The organism is Lujinxingia vulgaris (assembly GCF_007997005.1).
Taxonomy (GTDB): domain Bacteria; phylum Myxococcota_A; class Bradymonadia; order Bradymonadales; family Bradymonadaceae; genus Lujinxingia.
In genome coordinates this window covers 107,884-129,072 of record NZ_VOSL01000059.1, presented here as the reverse complement: position 1 = coordinate 129,072, position 21,189 = coordinate 107,884, and the positions used below count along the sequence as shown (strand labels likewise).

General features: G+C 65.8%; 14 protein-coding genes. 6 read left to right on the top strand and 8 right to left on the bottom strand.

Annotated features, from left to right (window positions below; genetic code table 11):
- Positions 1-135 precede the first annotated feature (135 nt).
- The 3 genes from FRC96_RS15300 (at position 136) to FRC96_RS15290 (ending at position 2,375) form a co-directional block, all read left to right on the top strand.
- Positions 136-765, top strand: a complete 630-nt coding sequence (locus FRC96_RS15300) for a hypothetical protein (protein ID WP_146975677.1) — start codon at positions 136-138, stop codon at positions 763-765.
- A gap of 78 nt (positions 766-843) precedes the next feature.
- Positions 844-1,425, top strand: coding sequence for a hypothetical protein (locus FRC96_RS15295; protein WP_146975675.1), 582 nt, complete (start codon positions 844-846; stop codon positions 1,423-1,425).
- A 65-nt stretch (positions 1,426-1,490) separates the two neighbouring features.
- A complete protein-coding gene (locus tag FRC96_RS15290; RefSeq protein ID WP_146975673.1) occupies positions 1,491-2,375 on the top strand; it encodes an undecaprenyl-diphosphate phosphatase in 885 nt (294 codons plus the stop codon).
- A 680-nt stretch (positions 2,376-3,055) separates the two neighbouring features.
- Here FRC96_RS15290 and FRC96_RS15285 read toward each other — a convergent pair.
- The 6 genes from FRC96_RS15285 to FRC96_RS15255 all read right to left on the bottom strand — a co-directional run bounded on the left by FRC96_RS15285 (position 3,056) and on the right by FRC96_RS15255 (position 13,296).
- Positions 3,056-4,453: a hypothetical protein gene (locus FRC96_RS15285; RefSeq protein WP_146975672.1), complete on the bottom strand. Its 1,398-nt coding sequence runs from the start codon at positions 4,451-4,453 to the stop codon at positions 3,056-3,058.
- Between the two features lie 132 nt (positions 4,454-4,585).
- Positions 4,586-5,893 (bottom strand): RCC1 domain-containing protein, encoded by a 1,308-nt coding sequence (locus tag FRC96_RS15280; RefSeq protein ID WP_230470304.1) that lies wholly within the window; start codon positions 5,891-5,893, stop codon positions 4,586-4,588.
- Between the two features lie 107 nt (positions 5,894-6,000).
- On the bottom strand, positions 6,001-6,963 hold the full coding sequence (locus FRC96_RS15275) for an RCC1 domain-containing protein (RefSeq protein WP_146975668.1): 963 nt from the start codon (positions 6,961-6,963) through the stop codon (positions 6,001-6,003).
- Between the two features lie 523 nt (positions 6,964-7,486).
- A complete protein-coding gene (locus tag FRC96_RS15265) occupies positions 7,487-8,836 on the bottom strand; it encodes an RCC1 domain-containing protein (protein ID WP_146975665.1) in 1,350 nt (449 codons plus the stop codon).
- Positions 8,837-9,053: 217 nt separating this feature from the next.
- On the bottom strand, positions 9,054-10,838 hold the full coding sequence (locus FRC96_RS15260) for an InlB B-repeat-containing protein (RefSeq protein WP_146975663.1): 1,785 nt from the start codon (positions 10,836-10,838) through the stop codon (positions 9,054-9,056).
- 175 nt (positions 10,839-11,013) lie between these two features.
- Entirely contained in the window at positions 11,014-13,296 is a 2,283-nt protein-coding gene (locus FRC96_RS15255) for a hypothetical protein (protein WP_146975661.1), read from the bottom strand.
- A gap of 310 nt (positions 13,297-13,606) precedes the next feature.
- Here FRC96_RS15255 and FRC96_RS15250 point away from each other — a divergent pair, with 310 nt between their 5' ends.
- The 3 genes from FRC96_RS15250 (at position 13,607) to FRC96_RS15235 (ending at position 16,380) form a co-directional block, all read left to right on the top strand.
- The gene (locus tag FRC96_RS15250) at positions 13,607-13,765 is read left to right on the top strand and encodes a hypothetical protein (RefSeq protein WP_230470303.1); all 159 of its coding nucleotides are present in this window, start codon (positions 13,607-13,609) and stop codon (positions 13,763-13,765) included.
- A gap of 39 nt (positions 13,766-13,804) precedes the next feature.
- Positions 13,805-15,271: an FAD-dependent monooxygenase gene (locus FRC96_RS15245; protein ID WP_146975660.1), complete on the top strand. Its 1,467-nt coding sequence runs from the start codon at positions 13,805-13,807 to the stop codon at positions 15,269-15,271.
- An 815-nt stretch (positions 15,272-16,086) separates the two neighbouring features.
- Complete coding sequence (locus tag FRC96_RS15235) at positions 16,087-16,380, top strand: hypothetical protein (protein WP_146975658.1); 294 nt, start codon at positions 16,087-16,089, stop codon at positions 16,378-16,380.
- Between the two features lie 82 nt (positions 16,381-16,462).
- On the opposite strand, the gene FRC96_RS15230 is transcribed toward FRC96_RS15235, so the two are convergent.
- Together FRC96_RS15230 and FRC96_RS15225 are read right to left on the bottom strand one after the other, a co-directional pair.
- Entirely contained in the window at positions 16,463-19,483 is a 3,021-nt protein-coding gene (locus tag FRC96_RS15230; RefSeq protein WP_146975656.1) for a serine/threonine-protein kinase, read from the bottom strand.
- Complete coding sequence (locus FRC96_RS15225) at positions 19,480-21,180, bottom strand: sigma-54-dependent transcriptional regulator (protein ID WP_146975654.1); 1,701 nt, start codon at positions 21,178-21,180, stop codon at positions 19,480-19,482. Before FRC96_RS15225 ends, FRC96_RS15230 begins: the two co-directional genes overlap by 4 nt.
- Positions 21,181-21,189 lie beyond the last annotated feature (9 nt).

Genomic DNA, 21,189 nt, shown 5'->3' with positions numbered 1-21,189 from the left:
GTTGAGGTGCAGGGCGGTCGTCGCTGACTTCGGGGCAGCGGCGGCCGCCCTATTTTTTTTGCGCCCCGGTGTGCCGGTGGTAGATCGGGGGCGGAGCCGTTTTGTTCACCCACCTTAAACCACGGAGGGTCCACGTTGGGTGCCTTATCTGGAACGCTGTCTTACAAACTCTTCTATGTGCAGGGCGAGGTGCCGGAGAACTGGCAGGAACTCTACCTGCAGCAGATCCGCAAAAACGCCTTCAAGCCGCTTCAGCCCGAAGACGAGGAGGAAGTCTCCGAGGGTTGGGTGCCCGTGGAGCGTCCGCTTCAGATCAGCTTCGATCTGCACACGCTGCTCTTCGACCACTTCATCAACCTGGGCTTTCGGCAGGATAAGTACGCCATCCCCAGCGCGCTGCTTAAAGCGCATGTGGAGGAGGCCGAGCGCGAGTACATGATCCAGAACGACAAGCAGCGCCTGAGCAAGTTTGAGCGCGAAGACATCAAGATCATGGTCAAGCGCAAGCTCAAAGAGAAGCAGCTTCCGCGCATGAAAGTCATCGATATGAGCTGGGATCTGCAGAAGGGGCGAGTACGTTTCTGGAGCCAGTCCGGGAACGTCTGTGAGCTCTTTCAGGGGTATTTTGAGGACACCTTCGGGCTGAAGTTGTTGCCCGGAAACCCGTATATCAACGCCGTGCAGCTGGAGCCGGGGCCCGAGAAGATCGAGGAGCTGGCGGTGGTCGAGCCGACCAACTTCATCGAGGGGCTGCCCCAGCGCTGAGCGCATGTGGCGGGTTGTGTGTTCTTAAAAGTGATGTAAATTCAACGTCTTATCGGTCGTTGGTGAGGAGCTGTGACGATGGATCTGATCGACTTGATTGAAACGCGGCGCTTTCTGGGCAGCGAGTTCATGATGTGGCTGTGGTTTAAGTCCGAGTGTTACGACGGGCTGATGGAGGTCGAGGAGCACGGTGAGCTGGAGGTGCTCTTTGACGACGCGCTGGTGCTGGAGGCCTACCTGGCCGAGACCGAGCGCAACACCTTTAAAGGCGGCGCGCCGGCCTACTCGCCAGAGGCGAAGGTGGCGTTGCAGCAGGGCAAGCGGGTCAGCCGGGCGAAGATCCGGGTGATCAAGGATGGGCGCGAGTGGCTGCTCACGCTCAAGGCCGAGGGCATGGATTTCTCGTCGGTGAAGATCCCGGCGGTGCTCAGCCGCGAGGAAGACGAGAAGTTCTACGAGCGGATGTATCTGGTGGAAGAGCTCGAAGACATCATCAACGCGCTCTACCGCACCTTCATCTACACGCGTCTCTCGCCGCAGTGGCATGAGGCGATGGTGCCGGCGATGAAGACCTGGATCATGGCCGAGGACGGCGTGGCGCCGGATGTGTATCCGGAGGCGGCCGAGCAGCAGGGCCCGGCGATGGCCAAGAGCGCGTGAGCGAGACGTGCGAGCGTGGGACCTGGCCTGAAGCCTCGCCAGCAACCTGAGATTCAAGGAGCGAGATGAGCTTCATCGAAGCGATCTTGTTGGCGATTTTGCAGGGGGCCACGGAGTTTGTGCCCGTGAGCTCTTCGGGGCATCTCTTGCTCGGGGAGACTTTTCTGGGGGTGCAGGAGCCGCAGCTGCTTTTTACGGTGACCCTGCACCTGGGCACGCTGCTGGCGGTGATGTTGTTTTACCGCCAGCAGATCATGACCTCGATCACCGACGTGTTTGCTGCGGCGGCCGACGGGCTGCACGAGCGTTCGCTGGGGGCGTTTCGCCAGCATGTGGGCGCGCGCCTGGCGGTGCTGCTGGTGCTGGCGACGATCCCCACCGCGATCGTGGGCCTGGGCATCGACAAGGTGCTGGAGCCGGCCGAGGGCGCCGAGGTGATCCCGGCCGAGTACATGCCGCATACGATCTGCATCTCGCTGATCATCACCGGGTTCATCCTCTTCTCGATGCGTTTTTATAAGGATGAGACGCGTAAAGAACGAGGCGGGGCCTGGACGCTGTGGAACATCACGCCGATGGTGGCGATCCTTATCGGGCTCTCGCAGGGGCTGGCGGCGCTGCCGGGCTTCTCGCGCAGCGGGCTGACGATTGCGGCCGCGTTGTGGCTGGGGGCGCAGCGGGAGGAGTCGGCACATTTTTCGTTCTTGCTCTCGATCCCGGCGGTGCTGGGCGCGTTGATTTTGAAGTTCGATCCAGCGCTCTTTGCCGGGGTCGATGGCGGTCGCACAGCCCTGGTGTACGGGGTGAGCGCGGCGGTGGCCGGGGTGGTGGGGTATCTGACGATCATCTGGCTTGTGGATCTGTTGAAGAAGGCACAGTTCCATCACTTTGCGTGGTACTGCTGGGTGGTGGGGGCCGGCGGGTTGGGGGCGCTTCTGATGATGGGGTAGGTCAGCGAAGCGCGTTGCGACGAAGGTCCGCCACGCTCATTGCGACGAAGAAGAGCAACGTTCCAGACGAAGCAAGATAGCGAAGCTCGTTGCGACAACATTCAGCAGTGTTCTGGACGACAAAGGTCAGCGAAGCTCAGAGTGATGTGCGTGATGAAAAAAGGCCGCCCGGAGTGGGGCGGCCTTTTTTGATCAGCGCTCAGCGTGTGCCGCGATGGCTAGAAGGGGAAGATGGCCTCGGAGTCGGTCGCGGTGGCGACCGACTGGTAGGTGTCCAGCGCTACGCGGCTGCGATGAGCGGGGTGGTGTGCTCTTGGGGTCCGCAAGAGCGGTGTTGACGGGGGGGAAGACGGCAAGGTTCGGTCTGCACGCAGCTCTCAACGTCGTGGAGGTCGTCGGCGCGCAACAGTCTCGCCGCATCGTTCTTGGCGCTTTCGGCGCTTTCGCCAGAGAGGGTGAGGACCTCACCTTGGAGTAACCCGCCGAAGAAGGTCAGGTCATTGCCCTCGCCGCAGGCGAAGCGTGTGCTCATTTGCAAAAATGCGATCCGCCCCAAAGGGGTATAGCACAACACGGTCGGTAGAAACGCCATCAACACAAGAATCAGCGTCGTATCAGACGGAGTTTTTGACGTCGTATGTCAAGCAGTGAGGCGCTGCTTGCGACGGTATCGCGGACGTTTAGTCCTCCCAGGTCGGGACCACGGGTTCCGGAGGCGACATGGCACTATCGGTGTGGCCGGTGCCCAGCTGCCCGAAGGCGTTATCTCCCCAGCAACGAATCTCGCTGGCATCGTTGAGGGCGCAGGCATGACTCTGTCCGACGGCGACGCTCTGCACATCGCTGACGCCAGAAATAACGTGCGGAGCCGAGCTTCCACTCGGGTGATCGGCGCCCCAGCATACGACGCGGTCATGAGGGTTGACCCCGCAGGATGTATCTCCGCCAGCGGCCAGCCTATTCAAGCCCGTAGACAGGTCGACGGTCAGGGGGGTAGCGCTCTTGGCTGTATCCCCGCCCAGCTGGCGTTTGTTGTTGGCACCCCAGCAGTGCACGACGCCCAAGGAGGTCAGCGCGCAGGTATGCGCTCGGCCTGCGACGATCTCGTAGACAGGCTGATTCTGGGAGTAGAACTCCACCAGCTGCGGTACATGGCCGCCGCCTTCGGTATGACCCAGCTGAAACTCGTCGTTGTTGCCAAAGCAACGCACCTTGTCGTCGTCCGAGACCGCGCAGGTATGGTGGTCGCCAATGGCGAGCCGCCAAGTGAGATGGAGCCCGACGTCGTCCGAGGGCTCTAAGGTGGGGTTGTCCTCGGAGCCGGTCTGTCCCGAGTTACTGGTGCCCCAGCATACCAACGTGGACTCAGTACCGATTACCGCGCAGCTATGGTGAGCTCCGCCGCTGACCCGATTGGCGTTTTGGTTGATTGTCACCACCGGGGTGACGCTCGGGAGCTGAGAGCCGTTACCCAGACCACCCGTATCGTTATGACCCAGGCAGTGGACCGCGCCGCTCTCCAAACGCGCGCAGAGGTGGTGGTCGGAGGCGGCGACCTCCTCGATGTTTTCAAGCCCCTGAACTTTGACGGGGGTTGGCTGCGCCAGGGCGTTGTTGGAGTCGAAGAGCAGCGCGCTGTTTTCGCCCCAGCACCACAGAGATGCATCGTTGAGGAGCGCACAGCTGTAATGTTTCGCTGCGGCGATGGCCACCGGTACGAGCGTGTCTGGCGGGGGATCGGCGTCTGGCGCACCCGCATCGGAGGGATCGGCATCTGGCGCACCCACATTCGAAGAATCGGTGTCTGGCGCACCCGCATCCGAGGGATCGGTGTCAGCAGCGTCGGTGTCTGTGGGGGCGGTGTCTGGCGAGCCCGTATCCGAGGGGTCGGCGTCTGGCGATGCATCATCGACCGGGAGGCAGGTCTCCAGGGTGCAGACCTCGCCAATAAAACAGTCGGCGTTGGTCTCGCAGGCTCGGCTTCGGGTTTCGCAGCCGCCAAGCGCGAGGGCGAACAAACCGAGTATCAGGGGCAGCAGCCTGGAGGAGGCCTTCTCAGAGAACGGGAGAGTAGTCATAAGTCGATCCGGAAAACAGAATCAGGGGAGGTTCTTATCCGACGCTGGCCGAGCACGATGCCGCCCAATGTAAAGATTGGCGCGCTCCAATGCCAGCGGGGCCCCCCGGCACAAGGGGCGGCAGCACCAGGGCTAGTCTTCCCAGCTGGGGACGACCGCAAATCCCGGCTCGGTCTCATCGCCGCGGGTGTTGATGCCGAGCTGGCCGGAGGCGTTGGCGCCCCAGCAGAAGATGGCGTTGTCCTCGGTGAGTGCGCAGGTGTGGTTCTGACCGATGGCGAGCTGCGTGACGCCCTGAAGGAAGGGGATCGCGTGGACGTGCTGAATCGTTTCGGTGTGGTCCTGGCCCCAGCAGAAGACGCGACCCGCGGTGCCCACACCACAGGTGCGATGGTTGCCGGCGGCGAGTTTCTCCAGCGCGTCATCCGCCACGACGCCATCGGGCTCGGCGGAGTTTTCGAGGAGCTCGGTGTCGATGGCCAGCTGGCCGAAGGTGTTGTCGCCCCAGCACCAGACCTCGGCGGATTCGGAGAGGGCGCAGGTGTGGGTGCTGCCGGCCACGAGCTCAAAGACAGGGTAGGTTGTGGGGGAGAAGAAGGGGTGGGTCACCGGCTCAAGGCTTTCGCCGCCTTCCACGCCGAGTTGACGGGCGTAGTTGTCGCTGAAGCAGAGCACCTGGTCGGCGTCGGTGGAGGCGCAGGTGTGGAAGTCTCCGGCGGCGATGTGAACGATGTTGCTGGCGCCCTCAACCGGTGTGGGTTCGGCGGTCTGCTCGCCATCGGCGCCGGTCTGCCCGAAGCCGTTGTCACCCCAGCAATGCAGCGTGGCGTCTTCGCCGACAGTCGCGCACATATGGAAGCCGCCGGCGCTTAAGCGCGTGGCGCCTCCGTCGATCTTGGTCTCCAGGGTGGTGCCGGAGCCGTTGGAGCCGTCGCCGCGGCAGAGCACTGCGCCATCTTGCATGCGTGCGCAGAGGCGCGCGTTGGCTGTGGCGATCTCCACGGCGCCATCAAAACCGTCGATCTTGCGCGGGGTTAGGGCTTCGTCGTCGCCGCCGCTGATAAAGCTGGCGCTGTTGTCGCCCCAGCACCAGACCGTCGCATCGCTCAAGAGGGCGCAGCTGACGTTCATCGCTGCGGAGATGGCGATGGGGTGCGGGGGGCCATCGGGGATGTGGGTGTCTGTATCGCTCTGGTCGGTGTCGCCGGCGTCTTCGTAGGGAGTGTCTGCATCTTCTTCGGTGGTGTCCGAGCCGACGTCCAGATCGGGGTCTTCATCAAGGACGCAGGTTCCCAGCACGCAGCTCTCGCCGACGTAGCAGTCGACGTTGGACTCGCAGGCCTGGCTGTTGGCATCGCAGGCGATGAGGAGCAGTGTGAGTGCGCCGAGCACAGGGAGCGGGAAGCAGCGGGTGAGAAGATGGCGAGGGACGGACAACATGGGGACTCCGGAGATACTCAACATCAAAAATTAGCGGTGGGGACAAAGGATAAAGTGATGCGTGTCAGGTTTGGAGCATCGTCGGGGGCTGCAAATTCGGGGGCGGATCAGTCTTCCCAGGTGGCCACCACGGGCTCGGAGGGGGCGAGTGTGCTGAAGGTGTCGCCGGTGCCCAGGGTGCCGGTGTAGTTGGCGCCCCAGCAGTAGATCTGGTGGTCGGCGGTGAGCGCGCAGCTGTGCACCGGGCTGAGGGCCAGGGCGGTGACGTTGTTGAGGTTGATGACTTTTACCGGACCGTTGCGTTCCTCATCGGTGTTGTCGCCCAGCTCGCCCGTGCCGTTATAGCCCCAGCAGTAGGCGTCGCCTTCGGGGGTGATGCCGCAGGTGTTGTCGCCGCCGGCGGCCAGCCCGCTGAGCTCGGTGGGGAAGTCTACTTCCAGAGGTTGGGCGGAGGTGTAAGGGGAGTTGGGTTCGCGCCCGAGCTGGCCGAAGGCGTTGTTGCCCCAGCAGCGCACCCTGCCGTTATCGTGGCGCGCGCAGCTGTGGTAGCTGCCGGAGACGAGCTCGACCACGCTGGCGTCGGTGTCGAGACCTGCGACGGTGTTAGGAGTTGTCGAAGCGCCGCCGTCGTAGCCGCGTTGGGCGGCGTTGTTGCCGCCGATGCAGCGGACATCGCCCTGGTCGCTCAGTACGCAGGTGTGGGCTTCGCCGGCGGCGGCGACTTGCAGGTCGCTCAGGGCGCCAACTTCGTAGGGGAGGAGCGTGGGATCTGCGCTCGCGCCGGTCTGGCCCTGATCGTTACGGCCCCAGCAGTGCAGGGTGCGTTCGGCGCCGGCGATGGCGCAGCTGTGGTAGGTGGCGTTGCTCAGGGCGTGCACGTCTTCAAGAGTGACGGTGGCGGGCTCGGCGCTGTCGGTGCGCGTGCCCTCATCGACGGCCACGGCGACGTCGTCGCCCACGCAGCGCACGCTGCCGCCTTCAAAACGCGCGCAGGTGTAGCGGTAGCCCACCACCACCTGCAACGCGCCGCTGAGCCCTTCGACTTTCAGGGGAACATCGGAGGATTGCACGCTTGAGGGCTGGCCCAGGGCCAGGCCCAGGTTGGAGCCCCAACACCAGACGGTGTGGTCGCTGAGGCGAGCGCAGGAGTGATCTTCGCCAACGGAGATTTCGACGGGGTGGGGGGGGGCTGATCGTCGGCGTCGGCATCCGCGTCGTCGGCGTCGCCCGTGTCTTCGGGAGGCTCGGTGTCGGAGGTGTCCCGGGGATCGTCAGCGTCGCCGACATCGTCGGTATCACCAACATCGCCGGCGTCTTCGGCCGGCGAGTCGGCGTCGCCTTCATCCTGAGGCAGGCAGGTCTGCAACACGCATTGCTCGCCGACGTAACAGTCGACATTGGACTCACAGGCCTGGCCGTTGGTGTCGCAGGCCATCAGGCCCAGGCCTAAAACCACGGTGAGAAGGGTAGCGAGCGGGAGCCCTGGCGAGCGCCCGGCGGTGGTGTTCATGACGATTCCTGGAGGAAGCCTGAGTGTCAGGGGAGCGGTCGGCCCGGCACCTTAGAGAAGTTGGCAGGAGGGTTAAAGCCCGGTCAATCGCGCCAGATGGCGACCACCGGCAGGCTCGGTGCCAGAGCGCTGGCGCGGCTGTCGACGCCGAGCTGTCCGGAGTTGTTAGAGCCCCAGCAGAAGATGTCATCGCTCTCGGTGAGGGCGCAGCTATGGCCGGGGCCGACCGAGAGTGAGGTGGCGTCGTTGAGGTCGAGGACGCGCTGGGGCCCGGTGTACGCAGAAGTGGTGCCCACGCCGAGGTTGCCGAGTTCATTGGCGCCCCAGCAGTACACGTGCCCCTCGCTGGAGATGCCGCAGGTGGTGTCACCGCCGGCGGCAAGGCCGCTGAGTGTGACGCTGGTTTCGAGGGTCACAGGCAGGGAGGCGGCGATGGGGTCGTCGGCGGGCAGGCCGAGCTGCCCGCTCCCATTGTCGCCCCAGCAGCGCACCGTGGCGTCGGCTTCCCGCGCGCAGGTGTGTCGCCCGCCGGCGACCAGCTCCACCACCGGGTTACCCGGAACAAAGCCCTCCACGATGTTGGGAGCCTCGGTGATCGGGCCTTCGGGGTTGACGCCGCGCTGGTTGGAGTCGTTGGCGCCCAGGCAATACACCGCATCCGAGCTGTCGAGCGCGCAGGTATGCTCCTCACCCGGGGCCACACGCTGGATGCCGTTCAAGTCGGCTACCGGCCAGGGGGTGAGCGTGGGATCGTCGTCGGCGCCGGTCTGCCCGGAGTCGTTGTTGCCCCAGCAGTAGAGTGTGCGATCGGGGCCGGCAATGGCGCAGTGATGCAGGGAGGCGTCGCCCAGCTGGTGCACGTCTTCGATGAGCACATCAACCGGGTGCTGGCTCCCCTGGAGCGTACCGTCGCCCAGGCCTCCGCCTAAGCTGTCGCCCAGGCATTTGGCCGAGCCGTCTTCAAAGCGAGCGCAGGTCTGGCCGATGCCGGCCACCACCTGCACCGCGCCGTCGAGGCCGTCGAGTTTGATCGGGGTAAGGGCGCGAAGCATGCCCTGGGGCTGGCCCAGCGCAAGCCCGCTGTTGCTGCCCCAGCACCACACCGTGGCGTCGCTGAGCAGGGCGCAGGTGTGCTCCAGGCCGGCGGAGACCTCAACGGGGTAGGGGGGAACGTCGTCGGCGTCGGGCGCGATGGCATCGTCTGTGTCCGGGGCGTAAGGTGCGTCGACGTCACCTGTATCCAGGGCGTCTGTGTCCACATCGCCGGCGTCTTCGGCGGGCTGGTCGGTGTCGCCTTCGTCCTGGGGCAGGCAGGTTTGCAGCACGCATTGCTCGCCAACGTAGCAGTCGAGGTCCGTTTCGCAGGCTTCGGCTCTGGTGTCGCAGCCTGGAATGACGAGGAGAACAAGGAGGAGGGAACAGACGCGTTTCACACAAGACCTCAGCGATCATCAAAGGTGGTCGTCGGGGCCATTATGGGGGGAGAGGGCCGCGATGGCTATCGCGGGACAAGGATGTGTTGGCGTCAACGTTTCAAGACATCACCTCAGCGGTTTACAAACCCACAAGCTAGGGGTGAAAACGCGCAGAGCCGCCCCGGCGGGGGCGGCTCTGCGACGTTGAGCTTAATAGGGTGATGGCCCCACGCGGCTACTCGCCGCAGTAGGCGTTGCCTATCAGGTCGATGGTGGTGTCGATGGCGCTGTTGATGGTGGGGATGTTGTAGGATGGATACGCCGTTTGCCCGGTGCCTTCGTCGGGATCGTCGACATCGCTGGTGCCGACGTCCAGCGTCAGGGTCGGAGGGGCGCCGCAGGTGTCCACGTCGTCCAGGGAGTCGGCCCAGAAGGCGCTGCCGCGCATGGTGCTCTCGTCGTCGTTGTTGAGGACGTGTCCCACGCCCATGATGCGATCGCCATCGACCACCTTAACGGTGTTGATGAGCAGGCCCTCCTCCTCGGAGATGCGCAAGGTGTTTTCGGAGCGGGGCACGCCGTTTGTGGGGTTGATCTGCAGCGCCCAACTCACGCTCTCATCGGCGAAGGTGGAGGAGCCGCCGAAGATCAGATCGCCGTTGGAGAGGAAGGAGAGCGATTGGCCCTTGTCGTGGTCCGAGGCGTCGAAGGTGCGTTGCCAGGCGATGGTGCCCTCCGGCGTTATCTTGATGAGTAAGGCGTCGTCATTGCCGTCCCCGTCGAATTGGACGGTGCCGCCGATGTACGTCGAGCCGTCGTCGGGTGCCAGCACGGCGTTGAAGAGTGTGGGAGGAGAATCTGTGGTGCTCAGTGTGAGGGTCCAGGCTACCCAGCCGCCGGAGCTGACACGCGTGGCGAGGCCGCGATCCTGCAAGCGCGATGTGCCAACCACGACGATATCGCCGTCGTCGGCTACGACGATGTCCTTTGGTTGCCAAATCTCCGTATGGTCGATCAGGCGCGCGGACTGGTTGTTGCCGTCCGGTGTGATGGTGATCAGGCCGGTGCTGCTGGAGCCGAAGATGTCCAGACTACTGCTCGTGGCGGCAACGATAAAGTTTCCGTTCGGGAGGCGGTCCACATTGTAGCCTCGGGACGAGAGGGTTCGGGGTTCGTAGTCTCCACTGAGCTGGTAGGCGCGCTCCCAGCGCACCTGGCCATCGGGGCCCAGGCGCAGCACCCAGGCGGCCTCATCGCCGGTGTCGGTCTCGGTGTGGCCCACCGCCAGGAAGTCTCCGTCGCCGATGGCGAGGACTTCGTGGAGAGCGTCATCGCCGCCGGAGCCCATCGCCTGCTGCCAGCGAATTTGGCCGTCGGCTTCCAGGCGGGCGACGATGGCCTCCTGGCCGCCGGAGCCGTAGACCGCAGAGACGCCCACGACGAGCATGCCGCCGTCCTCGGTGGGGGCAAAATCGAGCAGGTCATGATCACCAAACTGGCCGTAGCGGCGGAACCAGGCGCTGGGTGGCGGGACCTCTCCAAAGGTCGCAATACAGTCCATCGCCTCGCTCGGGGTTATTGTGATTTCCGTCTCCGAACCGGCGCAGTCTCCGGACCAACCCTCGAAGATGTGCTCCTCGTTGGGGAGGGCGGTGAGCGTGAGGGTGGTGCCCTCGTCAATGAAGGCCCGGCAGTTTGATGGGCAGTCGATGGCTTCAGGGTCGCTGGTGACGTGCCCCAGGCCGACGACGGTGATTCCGATGCTAAGCGTGTCGTTGCCGACGTCCGGGTCATTGCCGGCGTCCGTGTCGTTGCCGGCGTCCGTGTCGTTGCCGGCGTCCGTGTCGTTGCCGGTGTCCGAGTTGTTACCAATGTCCGAGTTGTTGCCGGTGTCCGTGTCGTTGCCAGCGTCGGAGACGTTGCCGACGTCGGTTGTGGCATCGTCGTCGGGGTCGCCGGAGCAAGCAGCGCTGAAAAGCATGAGGGCCACGAAGGGCCAGCGGTAGCGTAATAGATGCATGTATAATCCAAAATCTACGTTAGAGTGCGTGGGTTTATCTACGATCACATTAAGGTTGGGGCGTGACGAGCCAATAAATAGTACATCACCAGAGTGAATGTAAATGAACGTATCGTGCATGCGAGGCAACGACGGGTTCCGTATCGGCTGGCCCACGTCCCACCACACGTGCGCCTCACTCCCCCCGCAACGCCGCGCCGCGCGCCTCACTGCGTTCCCAGAAGCGCAGGTAGGCCTCCGCCGAGCGGAAGATGGGCTCGAGGGCCTCATCGCTGGTGCCGTCGCGACGCACGTCTTCAATAAGCTCGGCCACAAGGCCCAGGTGCGCCATGCCCTCGGTGTTGAAGTCGACGGTGCGCTCTCCGAGACGCGGCTCGGTAAAGGTGACGCTGCCGTCGAAGGAGGTAAAGGGGTAGGTGATGGGGTTCTCCTGCGGGGTGTCGCACTCCGAGTTGTCGCCAAAGCGGGGGCCGGGTGCGCCGGCGAAGCCGTTGAGGTCAAAACCAAAACCCTCGGCCGGGTAGCCGCCGGCGCTCTCGATGAGCTCCAGGCGACGGTTGAGCCCTTCGATGCGACCTCCCGGGTTCTCCGCGTCGCCGCAGCGAGCAAAGTTCACCTTGGAGACCCCGCCCAGCTCGTAGAGCGCGCCGCGGAAGTTGTTCCCGTGGGTACCGGCCGCCGGGTAGTCGTGCTCCTGCAGGAGCTCAAAGGCCCGCTGGTAGCCGCGCCGGGGCAGGTGGTCGATCTCCACGATGAACCCGCGCTTCATCAGCTCCACCATCAAGAACTCGCCGAGCTCGGTGAGCCCGGCGTTCTGGCAGTAGTCGCCGTGCAACGAGCCCCCCATCAGGTACTGGGCCTGGCCGAGCAAGACTTGAATGGGGTCGTCGGCAAACCCGCTCATATCGACCGGGGGCTGTGCAAAGTAGTCTTCACGTGGATCGTTGAGCTCGCCAAACGCCACATCGCCCTTATCGAAGACGGTGGGGATGTCGGGGCAGTCGTCGGTGAAGTTGGAGAAGTGGCCGGTCATCGCAAAATTGGCCAGCTCGATGATCTCGCGGTGGCCGTCGCCGGCCGAAAACGCGTTGTCGAATTTATGGACCGGGAAGATCGCGCGCACGCCCAACTCCTGGTAGCGCTCCAGGTTATCGAGGACCTGCTGCTCGTTGCAGCGCTCGCCACCGCCGGGCGGGACCAGAAAGCAGTCAAAGAGGTTGGAGACCTCGATGCCTAAGACCACAGCGAGTTTTCCGTCTTCGATGACGGCGCGGGCCTCCTCGGGGGACTCCACCACGCGGAACCACCCTTTGCCCGGGCCGCCGTTCTGAGCGTCGATGTAGCGCTCGAGCTTGCGGGTCTCCTCGATGGTGCGCTCGACGGCCACCATGTCGTTGCAGGAGTAGCGCACCGGCTGCACGTCGCTGCCGGCGACCAGATCGCAGATCACCTGATTGCTGGTGGCGTGGTTCACCACCAGGCGCAGCCCGGCGTAATAGGCGCGTTTGATCCACATGTAATACTGAGCCTGATGGGTCGATAAGAAGTGGGCGCTGGGCCACTCGCTGAAGGTCGGCCAGCCGTCGGTGCGGTGGTAGTCGCGCGGGGTCTCCCCGCTGACAAAGGCCCCGATCATATCGAGCTCGCTGACCTCGTCGGCCTTATCAAAGCCGTAGCCAAAGAGATCCTGGCGGCCCATCTCCCCGTGAAACTCGGTGCAATCCCCCAGCGCGTGCGGCACGCCCAGCGCATGAAAAGGCGCGCCGTGAAAGATGCTTCCTCCGCCAAAACCCCAGTTTGAGAAGATGTGGCTATGGGTGTCGACAAAGCCGTAGACCGAGCCGTCGTCGAAGGTTGTTTTGGTGATCGCTCCCTCGGCGTCCAGCGTGAGCTCGGGGTAGGTCGCGCAGCCCTCGGCCGCGTAGAGGGTGACCACGCCGGCGTCGCTCACCTCGTCTTGAAGCCCCTCGGGGCTCAGGTAGGCGCCGGTCTTGAGGTGTTTTAGGCGAAAGCGGGTGTCGTCTTCCCCGGAGATCTCCAGCGCCCACTGCACCCCGGGAAGGAAGGTGTCATCGAGAGTGGTGCGGTCGGAGGGGAGCGTCTCGCGGCGCAAAAACGCGTCGTCCTCGACGACCAGGTAGCGCTCGTCCTCATCGTAAAAGAGGTAGGTCCCAAGGTCGGTGGCGCGCATTGTCAGGCGCAGCGCGTCGTCTTCGGCCCCGTCCAGCGCAAACCCCTCGCCATCTTCGGTGGCGACCAGAAATGCCGCACGCCCCGTGCCGGCAGCAGCCACATCGAGCGTCACACAGGCGTTGGCGAAGCTGTAGATACCCTCGTTTTCGGGGGCTGCCTCGCGCTCAACGGGCGTCTCGTCCGGTAAGACGTCGGCGTCTTCGGTGCAGGCGACGAGGGTCAGAGAGAGGAGCGCGGCGAGTGGAGCGGAGATGTGGGGGCGCATCAGGAGGGCTCGGTGTTTCGGGGGAGCGAAAGGTCGGGCGGCAACATGTGGCGTGGAGGTGCAGAGCGTAGTGATGTGTAACGGGAATGTCCATGTGCCGAGCGCCGCCGAGCGCCGCCGAGCGCCCCAGAACGACGCTGGCTGCGTCGTCTGGGATTCGCAGTAGCGCTGCTACAGCTTCATCCCAGCCTCCTTGCCAGGCGCCGCCCTGGATGCGCTCGGGTTGGGGGGCGTGCGGGTTGTGGTTGTGTGGTTGTGTGGTCGCGGGGCGCCGGGGTTTGCGGTGTGGGTCGATTCGTGAGGGGGTTGGGTGGTTCACGAGCACGAGCACGAGCACGAGCACGAGCACGAGCCCGAGATCGAGATCGAGCCCGAGATCGAGATCGAGCCCGAGATCGAGCCCGAGCCCGAGCCCGAGCCCGATGTTTCCCACCTCCGCACTCGATTCTCTCCCAAAATCCCATCATAGTCGGCACCTTCATTACCCAATCACCCATAAGGAGGCACCATGACGCACCACGAAGTAATCATCGCAGGAGGGGGCCCCACGGGCCTGATGCTGGCCGGGGAGCTGGCGTTGGCTGGCGTCGATGTGCTCGTCGTTGAGCGCCGCGAAACGCAGGAGCTGGCAGGCATGCGCGCCGGCGGGTTGCATTCGCGCACCCTGGAGTTGTTGGAGCAGCGCGGCATCGCCGAGCGCTTCCTCTCGGCGGGGCAGGTGATGCAGGTGCAGGGTTTTGCGCTGATTCCGCTGGATATCAGTGACTTTCCCACGCGCTTTAACCACGGGCTGGCGATCTGGCAGAACCAGATCGAGGCGATCCTGGCCGAGTGGGTCGGGGAGCTGGGCGTCTCGATCCTGCGCGGCGTGGAGGTGGTCGGATTTCGCCAGGATGAGAAGGGCGTCGAGGTGGAGCTCTCGGATGCGCGCACGCTCCAGGGCGCTTACCTCGTCGGATGTGATGGCGGGCGTAGCCTGATCCGCAAACTCGCCAGCATCGCGTTCCCCGGCTTCGACGCCTCAACGAGCTGGATGATCGCCGAGGCGGAGTTTAGTGAGGTGCCCGAGTTGGGATTTCGCCGCGACGCCAGCGGTACGCACGCCATCGGCCGCCGCGAGGAGGGGGAGCCCTATCGCGTCGTGCTGACCGAGCCGGGAACAGAGGCCACGGGAGAGCCTTCTCTGGAAGACCTTCGCGCCGCGCTCGTCGCGATCTACGGAGACGATTTCGGGCTGCAGAGCGTCCGCTGGATCTCGCGTTTTACCGATATGACCCGTCAGGCTGCGAGCTACCGCGTGTCGCGCGTGCTGCTGGCCGGCGACGCCGCCCACGTGCACCCGCCCCAGGGAGGGCAGGGCCTGAACACCGGCGTGCAGGACGCCATCAACCTGGGCTGGAAGCTGGCCCAGGTTGTCAAACACCTGTCGCCCGAAAGCCTTCTCGACACCTACCATGCCGAGCGCCATCCGGTTGCCGCGCGGGTGCTGCACAACACCCGCGCGCAGGTCTCCCTTAGCCGCCCCGGGGAGCGCCATCAGGCGTTGCGCGACATCATGGCCGAGCTGCTTGGCCAGGATGAAGCGCGCCGGCGCATCGCCGCGATGATGTCCGGCCTTGATATCCACTACGACCTCGGGGAGGGCCATCCCCTGCTGGGAAGGCGCATACCCGATCTCGACATCGCCACCGCCGAGGGGACTCGCCGCGTCTCATCGTGGATGCACGACGGTCGGCCGCTGCTGCTGAACCTCGGCGGTCCCGGCGCCTTCAACGTCGCTCCCCGGGCGCCGCGCGTGCGACAGGTCGATGGCAGCTATGAGGGGACATGGGAGCTGCCCGTACTCGGTCAGGTGGAGGCGCCGGAGGCCGTGTTGATTCGACCCGATGGGTATGTGGCCTGGGTCGGCTCGCTGGAGGATCCGGGGCTGGGCGATGTGTTGACGCGGTGGTTTGGGGTGGGGGGCGATTCGTGAGTGCCGAGCGCCCCAGGACGACGCTGGCTGCGTCGTCTGGGATTCGCAGTAGCGCTGCTACAGCTTCATCCCAGCCTCCTTGCCAGGCCGCCGCCCTGGATGCGCTCGGGTTATAGGGTTCGCGTTGTGGTTGTGTGGTTGTGGGGCGCCGGGGTTTGCGGTGTGGGTCGATTCGTGAGGGGGTTTGGGGGGCGTGCGGGTTGTGGTTGTGTGGTTGTGTGGTTAGGTGGTTGTGGGGCGCCGGGGTTTGCGATGAGGGGCGATTTGAGCGCATTTCTGGCGGTTCACGTGTTTCGAGCCCGAGCCCGAGCCCGAGCCCGAGCCCGAGCCCGAGCCCGAGCCCGAGCCCGAGATCGAGTTCGAGATCGAGCCCGAGATCGAGATCGCGTTCGAGTTCGAGATCGAGCCCGTGATCGAGATCGAGATCGAGATCGCGTTCGAGTTCGAACCCGAGCACCCGTTCGACCAAGAGCGCGCCCCCTGGCCTCCCCCATCCCTCTTCTGAGCCTATGTCGCAACATGCCACACCAGGGTGGGGCGCGCGGGGCATCGGGCATCGTTTCGGGGCGTAGTTTTGACGATCGCGAGGTAATAGCCCTTCCTAACGTGAGGGCGAGTGCCCGGTACGGGGGATGCGTAAGGGCGTTGCGATTCTGCGTCGCGCTGACTTGACCCTTTTCGGTGGCGATGCCACGGTGTCGCCTCCGGTTTACGAGTCATGATCTCAACGAGCGTAGCGCTCGCGCTAAGCTTGATCCCGATCCGGGCGTCGTAGGCCGAGAGTGGATGGTGCAATTCAGTAGACGAGGAAGCGCATGCCTGTATTTCAGCTCGATGGTGGTCCCTGGGAGATTGAACTTGATGGAGAGCTCTCCGGGTATTTCTGGGTCAACGATCCCGGGGGAGATAAGCTTGATTCCTATATGGTGCTCAAGCACGGGATTCCCTTTCCGCTTCCCCACTCCCAGCCGGTGACCTTTAATCCGATGACGGTTCCGGGGGTTCATAACGAGAAGGAGTTTTACGTCTGGGTGGAGAAGATGGGGGATCTTGGGAAGGGGACGTCGAGCTGGGAGATCAACGAGACGTACCAGCCCTGGATGACCTGAGCATCCACGTCGTTGATGTACGAAAAGCGCCCGGGAGGCTCGCCGCAGACGTGGTGGGACTCCCGGGTGTTTTGTTGGGGGGTCAGCCCTCTGCGGGCACGCTGGCGAGCCAGGCGGAGGGGGGGAGGGAGACCGATGGTTCGGAAGGCGGTGGGCGCTTGAGCAGGCGCCGGCATTCGTCGACGCTGAGGATTTCCATGCGCCGGTGGCCCGGAGTTTGGGAGAGGGCGTGCAGGTAGCGGCGCGTGACGTCGTGCCAGGGGTGCGGGGTATGGGGGAGGGAGGTGGTGAGCATGGCGAGGCCCTGAAGGGCGATGCGCGGGGGGGCGTGCTCGATGAGGCGGGTCGCCGTGGTCAGCGCGCTGGCGGGTTCTGCGGGGTGCAGCAAGGCGGAGAAGGCGCGGGCCAGGTCGGCGCCGGGGCGATGGCCGCTTTTTTCCCAGTCGTCGTGGGCGGCCGCGCAGAGCGTTCGCGCCAGGGAGGGCTCTGCGGCCCTCCAGGCGATGGCGGCTTCGGTGAGCGCGGTCAGCGCGCGCAGCTCGGGCATCGCCAGGGGCGCGAGCTCTTCGACGCGCTCGGGCTCCGGTTCAAGATACTCACCCAGGCGGTAGGCGTTGGTGCGGATGAGGTTGTGCAGGCGGGCGAGGTGGTGGGGTTGGTGGCGCGCGTGCGCGCCGGTGATGAGCGCGCGAGCCAGGGTGCGGGAGCGCTCAAAATCGCCGGCCTCCATGCGTGCGATGGCCTCGGCCAGGGTGGAGGCCTGTCGGGCGCTGGGGCGCGTTTTGGTCCGGGCGGCCAGGGCGTGGAGGTCGGCGGCGCGCTCAAAGTCGTGGCGGTGAAAGGCCAGCATCGCCTGCCAGCCCACGAAGCTGCCGCGCACCTCCGGGTCGGGGTGCTCGCCAGCCCAGGGGCGCATGAGGTCGAGGGCGTCTTCAAAGGCGTCGATAGAGAGGTCTTTGCAGGCCCGGGCGATGTACATCTGGCGGCGAAGTTCGAGCCGTGGCAAGGCGAAGGGGCCCAGCGCGCGCAGGGGCGCGATGTAGTCGGCGGCGCGACCACGGCAGCAATGGCGAGCGAGCGCCACGAGCTCGATCAGGCGGCTTAAGGGCTCACTGAGGTGCGCGGGGAGGCGCTCCACGCTGGCGAGCCAGGCTTCCTGGCGAGGGGGGCTGGCGCTGGCCAACACCTGGGACGCCCAGGTCTCGAGCACCCGGGTGATCGCCGCGGGCTCGCCGGTGAGAAAGGCCGCGCGCAGGCTGTTGCGAAGCACGGCGATGGCCTCATCGCTTTGCCCCTGACGGTCGAGGACCTCGGCGGTGCGACACCCCTCGGAGGCGATGGCCTCATCGCTGGCGTAGCGCCACATATGGAAGAAACGGGGCGCCTGCCCGAGCTCGAGCTGCTCGGCGATAGCGCGGTGGTAGGGCATCAGCGCCGAGGGGTCCATCGCGCCGATGAGGCCGACGCGGGCGTGCACCGCCTCGTCGGTGGCGAGGTGCAGGAGGCGTCGGTCGTGCAGGGCGAGGAGGCGGGCGCGCACGCTCCAGGTCGGCTGGTCCAGCCAGCGCGCCAGGCGAGGGAGGGTGGCGGAGTCGCCGGCGATCTGAACCCAGCGTAAGAGTTCGACGTCGGGCTCCCGAAGATCGTCGGGGGCCGGGGGCAGGTGGCTTGCGAGGTTGCGTTGCGCTTCGAGATGTTCGAGGGCGACCGGCGATATCGCAAAGCGTGCCCCCTTCCAGGAGCCCAGGCCCTGGCGGCGCCAGAGTTGCAGGAGGGCGGCCATGCCGCCGAGGCGGCCCGCGCTGCGCCTGGCCAGCAGCGTGGCGGCGCGCTCAGGCACGCCGAAGATGCGGGAGGAGCCGTCGAAGATCGCTTCGAGATCCCTCGGCCCCGGGGCCGACAGCGTGTGGCGCGCCGGGCCGTGCTCAAGGATCTCGAGCAGAGGATGATCGCAGGGGAGCGCGTCGATGAGCTCCAGGCTCCATGGGTCGAGATGCGCGCGCCGCGCCAGCACCGGGCCCCGTTGAAGCTGCGCCGTCAGACGCTTTGCGAGGGCGCGGTGGACCTCGTGCAGTGGCAGCGTTTCGGGGAGGGCGGCCCGCCAGTCCGCCGGCAGGCTCTCAAAGGGGAGGCTCCCACGCTGAAGTTCGACGAGCGGGCTCCGGGAGGTGATGGCGAGTCGCAGCAGCGCGTGCAGATCATCGGGGTGCAGATCTGATGTGCCTGTGAAGGTGTGACGCGAGGTGGGGTCGAGGGTCGCAATGACGTCGCTCAGGCCGCTGGCGCGCAACCAGAGTGCGGTCAACGCGTCGTTCTCGCTGGCGGAGGCACACGACACCAGGGCGTCGAGGTGCGCGAAGCGGCGGTGGGGCTCGGCGTGCATCAGCCCCTCAATGGCCGTCTGGAGCTCGTCGGAGATCGGGATAGTGAGGTGGCTGAGCTTCACGCTCGGGCTCGCAAGGCGCGCGCGCATCAGCGCCGCCCGGCTCTCCAGGGGGTGCGGCCAGCGAGACGTGGCAGCCTGAAAGAGCATCACCCCCAGCGCGTAGCAGTCGCAGGCGGCGGTGGCTCGGGCCCCCCGAAGTTGTTCCGGAGACATGGTGGCCAGGCTCCCGGTTAACCCGCCGGCCGGTGCGCTCGCCAGATCATCATGAGGCAGGGGAGAGAGGTCGAAGTCGAGCAGCGTGCAGTGACCCTCCTCGTCGACCAGGACGTTGTCCGGCTTGAGATCGCCGTGGACCACCCCGCAGGCGTGGACGTGCGCGAGGGTCTCCGCCATCGCCCGGGCCAGCCGCTCCAGGTCGTCGGCGCGCGGCGGCCTGCGGCCGGGAAAGGGGGAGCCGTCGAGGTGGGGGGTGACCAGAAAGTCGACCCCTTGATGGCGCCCCTCGTCGAGCAGCGGGACGACGCCCGGGTGGCGGATCTGACTGAGAATGGCCGCCTCCCGCCAGGCGCGACCAGAGGGCAAGCCCTGCGCACGAACGAGCTTGACGACAACCTCCTGGCCGCTCTCCCGGTCGCGGGCCCGAAGGGTCCGGTTGCGTCCGGTCTCGGCGTAGAGCTCCAGGGCCTGGTAGCGCGGGGGCAGGCCGACATCACTCATCGCGGGGGCTCCTCAAGGATGTGGGACTCCGCCTGGAGCAGGGCCTCAATGGCCTCCTGCGCGCGGCGGTAGCGGCGGTGGTGGTTTTTATGCTCCACCAGGTTTGCGCAGCCCAGCAGGCCGAAGGCCTCGGCTTTGTCGTCGGTCCAGGCCACGGCCTGCTCGATGATGTAGCCCGAGAACGCCTCGCTCAACTCGAGGTCGAGGCCCTCGCCGGGCATCTCCCGCTCACGGGCGCGCAGCGCGAGGTGAATGAAGGCGCGCGCGGCCTGCTCCAGCGGCGCGCTGATGGAGGTGCGCTCCGAGGGCCCCCCAAGGGAGAGGGCGCGCTCGACGGCGCCCGGCGAGATACAACGATCGCCGGCCGACTCCGGTCGGCTGCGGGCGATGATGAACGCGCGGCGCACCACGTTGTCGAGCTCGCGCAGGTTGCCCGGCCAGCGCTGCGCCTCCAGCGTGCGCAGCGCCTCGGGGGAGAAGCTCCAGGCGTCGGCGCCGGCGCTCTCGGCGCAGCGCCGCACCATAAACGCCGCCCAGGCCGCGATCTCATCGCTGCGCTCGGCCAGGGGGGGCAGCGCCACCGGGAGCACGTTGATGCGGTAGTAGAGATCTTCACGAAAGCGCCCCTCGCGGACCTCGCGCTGCAGGTCGGTGTTGGTGCCGACGATAAATCGCACGTCCGCCTGGCGGCGCCCGCCGCTCTCGCCAAGCACCTGGAAGCTGCGCTCTTCGAGCAGGTGCAAGAGCCCGGCCTGGGTCTCCAGCGAGAGCTTGTCGATCTCGTCGATAAAGAGGGTGCCGCCTTCGGCGCGGGTCAGCGCGCCGTCGACGTGGGAGGTGGCCCCGGAGAAGGCTCCGCGGCGCCAGCCCACAAGATGCGCCATCTGCATCGACTCCGGCACGGTGAGCAGGTCGAGCACCTCAAAAGGCTTCTCCGCGCGTGTGGAGTGCGCGTGGCACCAGCGCGCGATGCGCGACTTGCCGCTGCCGGTGGGGCCGGCGATGAGCAGGCACTCGTCATAGCCAGCGAAGGCTTTGAGCAGGTTGACGCGTGGGGCCATCGCTCGCCCCACCACCGGGAGCAGAGGATCGCCGCCACCGATCGCGTCGGGCGCGTCGACGGGAAGGCGCAGCAGGGCGTGGGCGAGCAGCGCGACGTAGCTCTCCAGCGCCTCGACGGTTGAGGGCGGCGGGAAGGACTCGCCGGTGTGGGTGGGCGCGCAGAACTCCAGGGTGATCATGCCCGCCAGCGGGGTCGTCGAGGTGCACAGGGGGAGCACCAGGAGGTGGGTGGCCTCCTGCTCCAGGAAACGGACGACGCTGGCGGTGAGCGGAAGTGGGGAGGCCTCCCCACCGAGATCCAGCCAGTCGTCGGCGGTGTCGTCGGTGAGCCGGAGGCGCTGAAGGCGCGTATCCACGATGAAGGGGCGGTCGAAGCGCCGGGTCCAGTTCCAGAGCTCGGCGGAGCGGGCGCCCTCATGCGAGGGCGTGGTGGCATGCGCGCCGCTGTGGGTCACCAGGCTCACGTAGCTCTGGTCGGTGCGCAGGTGCACCGCGCTTTGATGCACCTCCGCCTCGCGCCCGGGGTGTGCACGATCGAAGACCCCCTGGAGCGCGTCGAGCAGTGCGCCGGCGCCGGCTTCAAAGGTCTTGGCCTCTTCCATCCTGACGAGCGCGCTGCGCAGATATGTGTACATCGTCGCTGA